The organism is Christiangramia echinicola DSM 19838 (assembly GCF_000423065.1).
Lineage (GTDB): Bacteria > Bacteroidota > Bacteroidia > Flavobacteriales > Flavobacteriaceae > Christiangramia > Christiangramia echinicola.
Genome location: NZ_KE383973.1, coordinates 112,053 through 124,462, shown reverse-complemented (window position 1 = coordinate 124,462; position 12,410 = coordinate 112,053). Strand labels below are relative to the sequence as shown.

The 12,410-nt window shown below is 36.9% G+C and carries 16 protein-coding genes; 8 read left to right on the top strand and 8 right to left on the bottom strand.

Annotation, left to right across the window (positions count from 1 at the left end; all coding sequences use genetic code 11):
* Positions 1 to 185: 185 nt before the first annotated feature.
* The gene (gene dnaJ, locus G530_RS0115825; protein WP_026935456.1) at positions 186 to 1,307 is read right to left on the bottom strand and encodes a molecular chaperone DnaJ; all 1,122 of its coding nucleotides are present in this window, start codon (positions 1,305 to 1,307) and stop codon (positions 186 to 188) included.
* Positions 1,308 to 1,340: 33 nt separating this feature from the next.
* Positions 1,341 to 1,934 carry a nucleotide exchange factor GrpE gene (locus G530_RS0115820; protein WP_026935455.1) on the bottom strand — a complete coding sequence of 198 codons (594 nt, stop codon included), beginning with the start codon at positions 1,932 to 1,934 and terminating at the stop codon, positions 1,341 to 1,343.
* A gap of 154 nt (positions 1,935 to 2,088) precedes the next feature.
* Here G530_RS0115820 and G530_RS0115815 point away from each other — a divergent pair, with 154 nt between their 5' ends.
* Positions 2,089 to 2,757, top strand: a complete 669-nt coding sequence (locus tag G530_RS0115815) for a YceI family protein (protein WP_026935454.1) — start codon at positions 2,089 to 2,091, stop codon at positions 2,755 to 2,757.
* A 56-nt stretch (positions 2,758 to 2,813) separates the two neighbouring features.
* Here G530_RS0115815 and G530_RS0115810 read toward each other — a convergent pair whose 3' ends face one another.
* Genes G530_RS0115810 through G530_RS0115800 form a run of 3 tightly spaced genes read right to left on the bottom strand, consistent with a single transcriptional unit; the run spans position 2,814 to position 4,977 of the window.
* Positions 2,814 to 3,716, bottom strand: coding sequence for a TIGR01777 family oxidoreductase (locus tag G530_RS0115810; RefSeq protein ID WP_026935453.1), 903 nt, complete (start codon positions 3,714 to 3,716; stop codon positions 2,814 to 2,816).
* A 57-nt stretch (positions 3,717 to 3,773) separates the two neighbouring features.
* Entirely contained in the window at positions 3,774 to 4,463 is a 690-nt protein-coding gene (mnmC2, locus tag G530_RS0115805) for a tRNA (5-methylaminomethyl-2-thiouridine)(34)-methyltransferase MnmC2 (RefSeq protein WP_026935452.1), read from the bottom strand.
* Between the two features lies 1 nt (position 4,464).
* Positions 4,465 to 4,977 carry a DUF4920 domain-containing protein gene (locus G530_RS0115800; RefSeq protein WP_026935451.1) on the bottom strand — a complete coding sequence of 171 codons (513 nt, stop codon included), beginning with the start codon at positions 4,975 to 4,977 and terminating at the stop codon, positions 4,465 to 4,467.
* A 98-nt stretch (positions 4,978 to 5,075) separates the two neighbouring features.
* On the opposite strand from G530_RS0115800, the gene G530_RS0115795 reads away from it, so the two are divergent.
* Complete coding sequence (locus G530_RS0115795) at positions 5,076 to 6,143, top strand: branched-chain amino acid aminotransferase (protein ID WP_026935450.1); 1,068 nt, start codon at positions 5,076 to 5,078, stop codon at positions 6,141 to 6,143.
* 43 nt (positions 6,144 to 6,186) lie between these two features.
* On the opposite strand, the gene G530_RS0115790 is transcribed toward G530_RS0115795, so the two are convergent.
* Complete coding sequence (locus G530_RS0115790) at positions 6,187 to 6,642, bottom strand: Gmad2 immunoglobulin-like domain-containing protein (protein WP_026935449.1); 456 nt, start codon at positions 6,640 to 6,642, stop codon at positions 6,187 to 6,189.
* Positions 6,643 to 6,667: 25 nt separating this feature from the next.
* Complete coding sequence (locus G530_RS0115785; RefSeq protein WP_026935448.1) at positions 6,668 to 7,054, bottom strand: pyrophosphohydrolase domain-containing protein; 387 nt, start codon at positions 7,052 to 7,054, stop codon at positions 6,668 to 6,670.
* Positions 7,055 to 7,100: 46 nt separating this feature from the next.
* On the opposite strand from G530_RS0115785, the gene G530_RS0115780 reads away from it, so the two are divergent.
* The 6 genes from G530_RS0115780 (at position 7,101) to G530_RS0115755 (ending at position 11,775) form a co-directional block, all read left to right on the top strand.
* The gene (locus G530_RS0115780) at positions 7,101 to 7,289 is read left to right on the top strand and encodes a hypothetical protein (protein ID WP_026935447.1); all 189 of its coding nucleotides are present in this window, start codon (positions 7,101 to 7,103) and stop codon (positions 7,287 to 7,289) included.
* Positions 7,290 to 7,359: 70 nt separating this feature from the next.
* On the top strand, positions 7,360 to 8,412 hold the full coding sequence (locus G530_RS0115775) for an SRPBCC family protein (protein ID WP_026935446.1): 1,053 nt from the start codon (positions 7,360 to 7,362) through the stop codon (positions 8,410 to 8,412).
* Between the two features lie 3 nt (positions 8,413 to 8,415).
* Complete coding sequence (gene crcB / locus G530_RS0115770) at positions 8,416 to 8,784, top strand: fluoride efflux transporter CrcB (protein WP_026935445.1); 369 nt, start codon at positions 8,416 to 8,418, stop codon at positions 8,782 to 8,784.
* Positions 8,785 to 8,951: 167 nt separating this feature from the next.
* On the top strand, positions 8,952 to 9,290 hold the full coding sequence (locus tag G530_RS0115765) for a P-II family nitrogen regulator (protein WP_026935444.1): 339 nt from the start codon (positions 8,952 to 8,954) through the stop codon (positions 9,288 to 9,290).
* A gap of 30 nt (positions 9,291 to 9,320) precedes the next feature.
* A complete protein-coding gene (locus G530_RS0115760; RefSeq protein WP_026935443.1) occupies positions 9,321 to 10,547 on the top strand; it encodes an ammonium transporter in 1,227 nt (408 codons plus the stop codon).
* Between the two features lie 139 nt (positions 10,548 to 10,686).
* Entirely contained in the window at positions 10,687 to 11,775 is a 1,089-nt protein-coding gene (locus tag G530_RS0115755) for a porin (RefSeq protein ID WP_026935442.1), read from the top strand.
* Here the strand turns inward: G530_RS0115755 and G530_RS0115750 are convergent, their stop codons facing one another.
* The gene (locus tag G530_RS0115750) at positions 11,776 to 12,393 is read right to left on the bottom strand and encodes a DUF1684 domain-containing protein (protein WP_035716633.1); all 618 of its coding nucleotides are present in this window, start codon (positions 12,391 to 12,393) and stop codon (positions 11,776 to 11,778) included.
* Positions 12,394 to 12,410: the final 17 nt, after the last annotated feature.

The window sequence follows — 12,410 nt, the reverse complement described above, 5'->3', positions numbered from 1 at the left end:
ATATAGAAATACGAAGAGAGTTAAAGTCGATTAAGAAGATTTTATTATTTACAAAATATCCTAAAAAACAAAACCCACCCTTAATTAAATTAAGGATGGGAAAAAAATTGCTATGAAAAAGAAAAATTATCACTAAAAGACTTAGTGATTCTCAAATATATAAATTTTTTCTTAAAATTGGGTTTCTAAGAAAACATATCTTTAACTTTTTCAAAGAATGACTTATCGCTTTTTTCGGGATTTGGCTGGAAATTTTCATCCTCGGCCATCCTTTCAAAAAACTCTTTTTGCTCTCGAGACAGCGTTTTAGGAGTCCATACATTCACATGGACTAAAAGGTCTCCTTTACCGTATCCATTGATACTGCTTATCCCCTTACCTCTAAGTCTTAAAATTTTACCAGACTGCACACCTTCTTCGATCTTGATACGAACCTTGCCAGTTACAGTGTCTATTTCTCTGGAAGCTCCCAGTGCGGCTTCAGAATAACTTATATATAGGTCATAATGTAAATTATCACCTTCTCTTTGCAGGCTTGGATGTTCTTTTTCCTCTATAGCTACAAGAAGATCTCCGGGAATTCCATTGCCTGGAGCATCATTACCTTTTCCAGAAACCTTTAACTGCATACCATCTTCAACACCTGCAGGTATTTTAATCGAAACAGTCTCCTCTTTCATTACCAGACCTTGAGCATCTGATCCTTCAGGTTTTTGATCTATCATCTGGCCACTACCACCACAGGTTGTACATGGAGATGCTGTTTGCATCCTACCAAGAATGGTATTAGTAACTCTGGTTACCTGTCCCGTACCATTACATGTACTACAAGTCTTGTAAGTAGTCCCTGAAGCCTGTAGCTTACGTTTAACCTTTATCTTTTTCTCGCAACCATTGGCGATCTCTTCAAGATTAAGACTTACTCGTATTCTTAAATTACTACCCTTGGCACGTCGCTGACCGCCACCAAAGCCTCCAAAACCGGAGAATCCGCCGCCGCCAAAGCCGCCACCACCAAAGATATCACCGAACTGGCTGAATATGTCATCCATATTCATACCACCTCCGCCGCCGAAGCCACCGCCATCAAAGGCCTGGTGACCAAAACGATCATATTTGGCTCTTTTTTCCTGATTTCCTAAAACTTCATAAGCTTCAGCAGATTTCTTAAACAAATCCTCAGACTTAGAATCACCTGGATTTTTATCTGGGTGATGCTTTAAGGCCATTTTTCTATAAGCCTTCTTTATCTCTGCTGCTGAAGCGTCCTTACTTACGCCTAATATTTCGTAATAATCTTCTTTCATGTTGGGTTTTTACAAATTTTGTAAAAGCGATTCTTATTTTCCGGTAACTACTTTAGGATATCTAATGATTCTTTCACCTAGCTTATATCCAGGTTCCACCACATCAACTATCTTGCCTTTAAGATCATCTGAAGGTGCGGGCACCTGAGTAATTGCTTCATGTATCTCTGAATCAAAATCACTTCCCTGCTCCACTTCCATTCTCTCTAAACCTTTAGCCTTAAGAGTTTCCTTGAATTTATTATGGATTAATGCAATCCCTTTAAGTAGATTTTCATCACCAGATTTATTCAACTCATTCATTGCTCTGTCAAAATCATCCAGAATAGGCAGCATGGCTGTCATTACTTCCTGATTGGCAGTTTTAAACAACTCCAGTCGTTCTTTAGAAGTACGTCTCTTATAATTTTCAAACTCAGCAAAAAGTCTCAGAAACTTATCTTTTTCTTTCTGAAGATCTTCCTTTATAAGTTCCTCTTCAGTAAGCTCCTGTGCTTTCGTATCTACTTGCTCATCTGCATTTTCACCTTTTTCATCTACTTCATCGATGGCATTATCCATAACCTCTTCTACCTGGTCTTTAATATCTTTATTATCGTCTTTAGCTTTATCTTCTTTTCGACTCATTTCTTTTAAATTTACTTACACGCACTTCTGGTCAAATTCACTGCCAATTCATTTAAAATGTCAAAATGTCACAAGATTATTTTTAGTAAAAGTTTATGAATTGACGAACAGAAATCCTGTTACTTTTGCCGAAACTTTTAAAATCATTAATCTAATGAAAAGAATTTTTCTAAATGCATTTGTAATTGCAGGTCTGGGACTTGCAGTAACCGGATGTAAGAACAACAATAACGAAGCTGAAGTATCTGAAGAAAAAGAGGCAGCTATGGCTCAGGCTGAAACTATGGAATTCACGGTAGATACAGCTGAATCTATAATTGAATGGCAAGGTGAAAAACCAACAGGAACTCACACTGGTGTGATCAAAGTTGCCAACGGATCTTTTAAAGCGAACGATAGCATTATTGAAAGCGGAACTTTCGTGATCGATATGCAATCTATTGAAGTTACAGATCTTGAAGGGGATCAAAAACAAAACCTTGAAGCTCACTTAAAAGGAACAGTAGAAGGTAAAGAAGGTGACTTTTTTAATGTTACTGAATTTCCAAAAGCTACTTTCGAAGTAACTGGTATTACTGAAGAAGAAGGTCAGGCAATGCTACAGGGAAATCTTACTATAAAAGAAGAAACTAAGAATATCGCTTTTCCAGTAAGTATTTCTAAAGACGGTGAGAGCCTGCAGATAACTAGTGAAGAATTTACAATTGATCGTACAAAATGGAATGTGAACTACGGTTCTAAATCTGTATTTGATGGTCTTGGTGACAAATTCATCAATGATGATATTGCTTTAAAGATAAACCTGAAAGCTAAAAAAGCTTAGTTTATAATTTGAATCAAAGAAAAAAGACTGCCAATTGGCAGTCTTTTTTTATGTCTTTAAGTTAGATCTCCGAGGGCACGGGCTAAATTAGTATATTCAAAATTATAGCCGACCTCTTCTATTTTTTTACTACTCACAAGCTGACTTGAAAGTACTATTTGTGACATTTCTCCCAACAGAGCTTTAAGTGCAAATTTCGGAACATTTGGAAGCCAAACGGTTTTACCCATTTTTTTTGCCAGTTCGTTAGTTAATTCTTTATTAGTAACAGGATTTGGAGCTACGGCATTAAAAACCCCGGTTAGTTCATTTTCAATGGCATAAAGGAAAATTCCGGCGAGATCATTAATATGTATCCAGGATTGCCATTGTTTTCCGCTCCCTAAGGCAGCTCCCATGTTCAGAGAAATAGGTTTTTTGATCTTTTCAAGCATTCCGCCATTTTCTGCCAGAACCAAACCGACCCTAATTTTAGCAACATCAAGACCAAGGCCTTCAAATTTATCTGCAGATGCCTCCCATTTTCTAACAACCTCACCAACAAAATTATCTGCTTTCTCATTATTATCTTCGAAGTATAACTTCTCCAGAGAACTAGGGTAAACTCCAATGGCGCTGGCCGAAATGAAATTTTCAACCTGATTCATGTTAGCCTCTAAAGTTTTGTAAAGGAGAGCTGCAGTCTCGGTTCGACTTTTAATTATTTTACGTTTGTAGGATTCAGACCAGGGTTCTGCGATACTGGCCCCGGCAAGGTGAATGATGATTTTCACTCCTTCAATACAGCCTTTTTCAATTTCCTGAGTTTTAGGGTCCCAGTAAAATCCCTGGTAATCATCTTCCTTTTTGATCTTGGATTTACTGGTTGTAAGATAATTAACCTTGATTCCCTTATCACGACATAACTGACTCAGTTTGGAGCCGATAAGTCCCGTTGCACCTGTGATTAATACCCGCATATTTTTTCCTGTTAAGATACATAAGACATTACGGGTGCGCTGTATTTTATTAGAGGTTTAACTGGTTTGAGCCTGTTTTTTAACAGCCCTTAACATTTCTCGCTTGCCCGGTGGGCCGGGAAGTTTTTCAACCTGAAAACCTGTTGCAATCATTGCTCTCCTCACACTACCTTTTGCTGCGTAAGTAACTAATACTCCATTAATTTTAAGCGCCCTGTACATAATAGAGAATATATCTTCTGTCCAGAGTTCTGGTTGAACCCTGGCACCAAAAGCATCAAAATAGATTATATCAAAGGTGGTTATATCTTCTATTTCATCAAACTTCTTTTGCTGTTTTTCAAGACTGAAAAATTCTGAAATCTGAGAAATAGTTTCCCATGGTACCGTATGGATCTTTTGAAAAATCGCTTCCTTGTTTGTGGCCTGCGAAGCTTCCGGATAATTTAATTGCAAAACCTCTTCTGAAGATACTGGGTAAGCTTCTACTCCGGTATACCTGATTTTTTTTGATAATCTTTCAGATTCAAGAAAGGTGAGAAAAGCATTTAGACCCGTTCCAAAACCTATTTCTAAAATAGAAATTTCTTCAGTCTGAAAATTTTCTAAATAAAAATGAAGTCCCATTTTCAGAAAAACATGACGTGCCTCCTGAACTGCCCCATGCTTGGAATGATATTGCTCATTCCATTCTGGCAGGTGGATGGTCACCGAACCATCGTTGGTCTTTATGATCTTTCTTTCCAATTTATTGTTTTAGAAGAACACCATCAGCTAAAAATCCATAACTTTTACTAGGCTGAGATATAGCTTCGATCTCTTCTTCAGTTTTGCCTGCATCTTTGGCATAATGCTTCTGGTCTTCTACAGTTGTTTCCTCAATAAAGGCAAGACCTTCAACGATCACTTTATTCCCTTCAATATCTTTAGGAACAAAGAATCCATAATCTTTAAACTTTACCATTGGGTCCTCGTCTGTTTCTGGCAGATCAAGAGTCATCCAGCAACCTTTCATCTTGCAAACGCTGTTTACACTGGTAGTAAATTTTGCTGCAATAGTATCTCCAACCTTCAGCGAAGCAAATTTTTCTTTCATCTCCTCAGCGGTCAAACTATTTTCGGTCGTCATCTCTTTACCAAAACTCTTATATTGTTCTTGAGTTTCTTCCAACTGAGCCAGGTCTGGGTTTTTATCTGTTTTATTCTGTTTACATGAAACAATGCTGAAAACAAAAGCAAAAATAATTAGGAAGTTTTTCATAGTTATAGATTGTATAAGCCTTTAAGCTTCAAATTTACCAAAACTTTAGATTTTGATTCTGCTATTAATTAGGTAAATTTGTAGCTAATCTTAATTTTATGAAAAATCTCACTTCAATGATAGACATACAAAGATCTCCCAATTCTAAAATAAGCAATACTAATTTTGACAATCTTGTATTCGGGCAGGTTTTTACAGATCATATGATGGAGTGTGATTTTAAAGATGGAGAATGGCAGACACCTGTTATTAAACCATATGGTCCTCTTTCTCTAGAACCTTCTGCCAGAGTCTTTCATTATGGCCAGGCTGTATTTGAAGGGATGAAAGCATTTAAGGATGCCGAAGATAAGGTTTGGTTATTTAGACCTGATCAAAATTTTGAAAGAATAAACAAGTCTAGCGTACGTCTGGCAATACCTGAATTTCCAAAAGAGTATTTTTTTAATGCTCTTGAAGAATTACTTAAACTGGATAAAGACTGGATCAAGAAAGGTTTTGGTAACAGTTTATATATAAGACCTTTTGTAATAGCTACAGAAGCGGGAGTTTCCGCTTCAGCAGCAAAGGAATATAAGTTCATGATCATTTGCTCTCCGGCGCAGGCATACTACAGCGGAGAGGTTAGAGTAAAGTTTTCAGAAAAATTCAGTCGTGCTGCAGATGGCGGTGTAGGATTCGCAAAAGCTGCCGGTAATTATGGTGCTCAATTCTACCCAACAAATCTTGCTAAGGAAGAAGGTTTCCAGCAGATCATCTGGACAGATGCGAATACACACGATTACCTTGAGGAAGCAGGAACCATGAATATTTTCTTTAGAATTGGTGATAAACTGGTTACCGCACCTACAAATGACAGGATCCTAGACGGAGTTACCAGAAAGAGTGTTTTAACCCTGGCCGAAGAATTTAATATTGAAACTGAAGTTAGAAGAGTAAGCGTAAAGGAAATTATCGAAGCTGCAGAAAACGGAGAATTAAAAGAAATGTTTGGTTCTGGAACTGCAACCGTTATAAATCCTATCGTTGGATTTGGACATAAGGACAAAAAATTTGACTTACCTAAACTCGAAGATTCTTATGCTAAATTCTTTAAAGATAAATTGATGAAGATACAGTATAATGAAGCCGAAGATAAATTTGGGTGGAGATACGAAGTAAAATAAAAGATATTATCAAGTTTTTAAATCCCGGCCAGACCGGGATTTCTTATTTTGTAGAAAATATAATAGGAATACGGAATTCGCTATCATTTTCCTTTAGATCAGATGGGTTCGCTTTTTTTAATACTAGAAATCCTCTCTCACCATCTGCCATATCGAATTCTATTGTACCACTGAATTCTACGAATTCTGTTGTCATCCATTCACCTTCAGCTTTTATATAGCTTTCTGCTATCTTATTAGAATCCCTATCCTGGATCTCAACTGGTGAATCTGCTTCAAAAAACCAATTTCCCCTGGCTCTGCCTTTTATTTCGAGCGGAGATGTAACTTCCTCATCAAATAGAGGGGCTGTAACCTCAATAGCATCAGATTTTTCTGGTCTTTCTATTTCAATTAGAGGTTTCTGCTCCATTTTTTCTTCTGATGCTACAGGATCTTTATTTTGATCCCTGCAGGAAATATTCAAACTTAATAGAATCAAAGCGATAATAAATTTCATGTGTCTTTTTTTAATTAATTAAGATCTATTCACCTAGTACCTTCTCTATATCCGGCTTAAAATAATTTGGCCCTTTTAAAACCTTTCCATCTTCTCTGAAGATTGGCTTACCATCTGCTCCAAGTTTGCTCATATTACTGGACTGAATTTCATCAAAAACCTCTTCGATCTTATGTTGCATTCCATGCTCAATGATGGTTCCACAAAGAATATAAAGCATATCACCAAGGGCATCGGCCACTTCAGTAAGATCATTACTATCTGCAGCTTCCAGATATTCTTCATTTTCCTCTTTCATTAAATTGAATCGGAGTAAATTCTTCGCCTTTCCAAGGTTGGCAACCGGTTGCTCTTTGATACCCAGCCCGAAAGCTGAATGGAATTCTTTTACAGCGGCAATTCTTTTCTTCATATTATTTAAAGCTTTAAAAAGTTAACTTTGCATAAAAATAACTAAAATGTTTTCTACCGGACAGCTGATCTTTGCAGGTCTTTTTCTAATCGCATTTATTATCGTTATGATCTTTAGCTACAGAAAAGATATTCGCCTGCACAAAAAATATTATAAAGGGAGTATCTATGTTTTGATAGGATTTATAGTTTTTATCCTAATACTTTTCTTTTTAAAAACCAGGCTCAATCATTAGTTTCATAGGAATTAACTTACGTCCAGTTTCCTAATTTAATTATATTAGCACTACCTAATCGAAACCAAACATGAAAATCTTTAAATACCTTTTATTTCTTCTACTCATTTTTATTATTGGCGCATCTATTTATATAGCGACTAAAGATGGTAAGTTCCAGGTGGAACAAAAAGAAATGATCCTTGCACCACAAGAAGTAGTGTTTAATGAGGTAAATGATTTTACTACATGGAAGAATTGGGAACCATGGTCTCAGGAAGCCGATGACATGATCATTAATTATGGTGAAAAAACAAGCGGTGAAGGAGCTTCTTATTCGTGGAGCAGTGAAGAAATGGGTGAAGGTGAGATTGAAACGCTTAAATCTAACCCACATACTAGCATAGACCAGAAGATTACTTTCAAAACACCTTTTGGAGAATCCACCAGCGAAATTTACTGGGAGTTTATTAAGCAGGGAGACAGTACGATGGTAACCTGGGGAATGAAAGGTGAGCAAAGTTTCATGGAAAAAGCAGCTTTCGTATTTCAGGAGGAAAGCCTTAATGATATGATGCAACCTATGTTCGTTAAAGGTCTTGATAATCTTCAGAGGGTAATCAAAGAAAAGATGGAAACGTATTCCGTAAATATTGATGGGGTAACACAACACGGAGGTGGATACTACATGTATGTTACTACCGCCAGTAAAATTAGCCAGGTTTCAGAGAGAATGAGCAAGATGATCAGCGAAGTCCAGAATTATACGACCGAAAATAACATTGAAAAGGTTGGGAATCCTTTCATCTTATATAATCAATGGAATGAAGATGCCGGTACAGCAATTTATTCTGCTGCAATATTCACACCCAGCGAAGTTATAACTCCAGCTGAGAGTACAGTTCTTAATGGTTATATGCCAAATCAGCGAACTTTGAAGACTACCTTGAAAGGTGATCACGACAATTTAAAAGAAGCGTGGGATTCTTCATATTCTTATATCGAGGAAAATGGATTAGCAGCAGATAGTGAGGCCCAACCATTTGAAGTTTATATTACCGGCCCTAAGGATAATGCTAATCCTGCAAAATGGATCACCAATATTTACATCCCACTTAAGACGGTGACAGATACAGAAAATTAAATGATTAAAAATCTGATATTGGTATTTATTGGTGGTGGCCTGGGTAGTAGCCTTAGGTTTATTATTAGTAAATATCTTAACTCAGATCATCTGCTTCCTTATGGAACTTTTCTAGTTAATATAATTGGAAGCCTATTACTGGGTATGATTCTAGGATGGGCTCTAAAAACCAATTCACTAACCTCACCTGCTAATATATTGTTAGGTGTAGGTTTCTGTGGTGGTTTTACTACTTTCTCTACTTTCTCTTTCGAGAATTATTCTTTAATTAAAAGCGGAGATTATCTAAGTTTTTCTGTTTACTTCTTCGGAAGCCTTATTTTAGGAATTTTAGCAATTCTGGTTGGAATCCTTATTTCGAAACTGTTCTAATCAAGATATTAGAATCACACATTCTTAATTTTATCATTTTAAATTAAACACCCCTAAATTTTTAGGGGTGTTTAATTTTTATTTGATAAAAGTTATAAGACACCCCTATATTTTGGAGGGTAACATCATTTGATTTTATAAATTTAACCAATTCTTAATAATTAATTATGAAAAAAATTGAAGCAATCATTCGAAAATCAGAATTCGATGCAACCAAGGAAGCTCTTCATGCAATTGGTGTAACCTTTTTTAGTTACTGGGATGTTACCGGGATAGGCAATGAAAAAGTAGGTCATGTTTACCGAGGGGTAAGTTATAGCACCGCAGATATTCAGAGGAGGTACCTGTCTATCGTAGTAACTGAATCATTCCTTGAAAAAACGATCGAAACTCTTTTAGAAACTGCCTATACAGGAAAAGTAGGTGACGGGAAGATCTTTGTTTCCTCTATAGAGGAAGCTTATAGGATTAGAACCAAAGAAAAAGGAGCAGAATCTCTGAAATAAAATTATAAGAATCAACAAAAGAATGAAATTATGGATGGATTACTTACAGTAAATAATGTATGGATGATGATCTGTACAGCACTGGTATTCTTTATGCACCTTGGGTTCGCATTTCTGGAGATCGGTTTAACAAGACAAAAAAATACAATCAACATATTATTTAAAAACTTATTTATAATCACCGCAGGATTACTCCTTTATTGCTTATTAGGATTCAACCTTATGTATCCGGGAGAGTTTAATGGTTTTTTCGGTTTTGCCGGATTTGGCCTAAACAGCCCACTAGTTGATGGATCACTGGACCTAACTTACAATGAAGGCTACACTTACTGGACAGATTTTCTATTTCAGGGAATGTTCGCTGCAACTGCCGCTACTATAGTTTCGGGTGCAGTAGCGGAACGTATTAAACTGAATAGCTTTATGATCTTCGTAGTACTTTATATTGGTCTGGTTTATCCCATTGCAGGATCCTGGAAATGGGGTGGTGGATTCCTGGATGAAATGGGATTCTATGACTTTGCGGGATCAACATTAGTACATTCTGTTGGTGGATGGGCAGCGCTTGTTGCTATCTGGCTACTAGGCTCAAGAATTGGCAAATTTAAAGACGGTAAAATAGGAGCATTTCCAGGTCACAGTATGCCATTCGCCACTGCCGGGGTAATAATCTTATGGTTAGGATGGTTTGGATTTAATGGTGGTTCTGTATTATCTGCAGATCCGGAGCTTACTTCACTTACTTTAGTAACAACCTGTCTTGCTGCTGCGGCCGGAGGAGTATCCTCCTTTATATTCTCCTCATTGCGATATAAAAATTATGATATCACCATGTTCCTTAACGGAATATTGGGCGGGCTGGTAGGTATCACAGCTGGAGCTGATCAAATGTCTCCGACAGATGCAATTTTAATTGGAGCGATCGCAGGTGTTATTATTGTATTTGGTGTAGCTCTTATTGATAAAATTAGACTTGATGATCCTGTAGGAGCGGTAGCGGTGCATTTAATTTGTGGGATCTGGGGCACACTGGCTGTAGGGATCTTTGGAAACCTAGCTGGATTTGACCAGTTTCTCACTCAGTTCATTGGAGTTGCCTGCTATGCAGCAATTTGTATAGCTGGATCTTTTCTTATTTTCTATATACTTAAGGTCACACTGGGAATAAGGGTTTCAGCAAAAGAAGAAACTGAAGGCCTGGATATCCACGAACATGGAATGGATGCCTATCCAGATTTTGGAATTAAGCAGCACTAAACATAAGGCCTGTTAAATTAAAAAACGGAGCGTTTTGCAGAACGCTCCGTATAAAGTAACACCTTATAATAATCGATCATCGCAAGATCCACACAGTCGCTAAACTATTAGTTAAATCAAACTATTAATCGTTTTTATTATGAAAGCAATTACCACATCAAAATTAGTAAAAATTCTCTTTTTACTACCGTTTGCCTTTACCACTTCTATACTTTTTTCTCAGGAAGAGGAAGAAACTTCAAAATTTTCAATTAGCGGTAGCGTAGACGCCTATTTTAGAACAAATTTTAATGGATTAAATAAATCTGAAGAAATCATTGGAGGAGATCCAGTAGATCTTACCCCGGCTGCACCCGCAACATCTTTTGCCAATGACCCGGGTTTTGCCATAGGAATGGCCAATGTGATCCTTGGTTATGAAGGGGATAAAGTTGGTTTTGTAGCCGACCTTGTAATTGGACCGCGTGGTGAAGATGCAGTTTTCCTGTCTTCTCCCTCAGCAAATATTGTGAATCAGCTTTATGCTTATTATAAAGTGAATGACGGCTTAAAGTTTACCCTAGGTAACTGGAATACTTTTTTAGGTTATGAAGTGATCTCTCCAGCAGGAAATTTCAATTACTCTACCTCCTATATGTTTTCATATGGACCTTTTTCTCATACAGGATTCAAAGTAGATTTCAGTTTAAATGATAACTGGACAGGAATGCTGGCCGTAATGAATCCAACAGATTATACTGAATATAATCCTATAGGAAAATATACATTTGGTGGCCAGCTAGGTTATTCTAATGCCGTAGGCAGTGCCTTTCTCAATCTTATCTATGGTGAGCAATCCTTAACTGATGATGCCTTATTTCAGCTAGATCTAACCACTGGATGGGATCTTACTGATACTTTTTATCTTGGTTTGAATAGCACTTATCAATCCACTGATGGAGTTGGATTCTATGGAGCAGCCTTATATCCACAGTTAGCATTATCAGAAAATTTTGGATTAGGACTTCGGGCAGAATACTTTAAAGAACTTGAAGACGGCGGACCGGTTTATGGAGCCGATGTACGCTCTTTAGACTTTACCCTAACTGGAAGCTACACTTTGGGTGGACTTATAATCAAACCAGAATTTAGACTGGATAGTATTTCTGAAGAAGTATTCTTAGATAGAGATCTTGCTACAACAGATAATCTTGCTTCTTTTATATTAGCTGCCATCTATGCCTTCTAACTAATATTTATCAAATGATTTTACCCCGGCAAATATTTCAACTTCCAGATCATTCTCTTCGGGTGGTACGGGACAGGAATATTTGCCACTATAAGCACAGTAAGGATTATAAGCCTTATTAAAATCTATTAGCACTTCATTAGACTCTGGTATCCTTAGATCTATATATCTTCCTCCAGCATAAGTAGAATCACCATTGGTTAGATCTGTAAAAGGCAGAAAGAGATAATCAAAATATTCCGGATCCTGTACTAAATCCTGGTTCTGGTAAACATTCAGTTTAAGATCTTTTCCATTTAAACTAAAATACAGTTCTCCATATTTCACATATATCGGTAATCTTTCTGTACTGGTTTTCATCGCAAACGGGGGCTCTGATGGAGTTCTAACAAATTCAGCTTTCACGATATAGCTTGCATCAACCTCAAAAAAGTCGAGACCTTTGAATTCTTTCAGGTCTTTTGCTTCTAAGGGAGATTCTTTAGGATCTGCATATTCATGGTCCAACTCTTTCTGAAACTCTCTTGAACTTTTGATAAGTTCAGGTTCCTGAGCGATCAGTGTACCCTGAAAAATGATGATCAAAATTAAATTAAGGATATAAAAGTAGAATTTCATGTCATTTATTTTGCAGC

Coding starts and splice junctions, on each gene's coding strand:
- dnaJ (WP_026935456.1), bottom strand. CDS start 1,307: ATGAAAGAAGATTATTACGAAATATTAGGCGTAAGTAAGGACGCTTCA.
- G530_RS0115820 (WP_026935455.1), bottom strand. CDS start 1,934: ATGAGTCGAAAAGAAGATAAAGCTAAAGACGATAATAAAGATATTAAA.
- G530_RS0115815 (WP_026935454.1), top strand. CDS start 2,089: ATGAAAAGAATTTTTCTAAATGCATTTGTAATTGCAGGTCTGGGACTT.
- G530_RS0115810 (WP_026935453.1), bottom strand. CDS start 3,716: ATGCGGGTATTAATCACAGGTGCAACGGGACTTATCGGCTCCAAACTG.
- G530_RS0115800 (WP_026935451.1), bottom strand. CDS start 4,977: ATGAAAAACTTCCTAATTATTTTTGCTTTTGTTTTCAGCATTGTTTCA.
- G530_RS0115795 (WP_026935450.1), top strand. CDS start 5,076: ATGAAAAATCTCACTTCAATGATAGACATACAAAGATCTCCCAATTCT.
- G530_RS0115790 (WP_026935449.1), bottom strand. CDS start 6,642: ATGAAATTTATTATCGCTTTGATTCTATTAAGTTTGAATATTTCCTGC.
- G530_RS0115785 (WP_026935448.1), bottom strand. CDS start 7,054: ATGAAGAAAAGAATTGCCGCTGTAAAAGAATTCCATTCAGCTTTCGGG.
- G530_RS0115780 (WP_026935447.1), top strand. CDS start 7,101: ATGTTTTCTACCGGACAGCTGATCTTTGCAGGTCTTTTTCTAATCGCA.
- G530_RS0115775 (WP_026935446.1), top strand. CDS start 7,360: ATGAAAATCTTTAAATACCTTTTATTTCTTCTACTCATTTTTATTATT.
- G530_RS0115765 (WP_026935444.1), top strand. CDS start 8,952: ATGAAAAAAATTGAAGCAATCATTCGAAAATCAGAATTCGATGCAACC.
- G530_RS0115760 (WP_026935443.1), top strand. CDS start 9,321: ATGGATGGATTACTTACAGTAAATAATGTATGGATGATGATCTGTACA.
- G530_RS0115755 (WP_026935442.1), top strand. CDS start 10,687: ATGAAAGCAATTACCACATCAAAATTAGTAAAAATTCTCTTTTTACTA.
- G530_RS0115750 (WP_035716633.1), bottom strand. CDS start 12,393: ATGAAATTCTACTTTTATATCCTTAATTTAATTTTGATCATCATTTTT.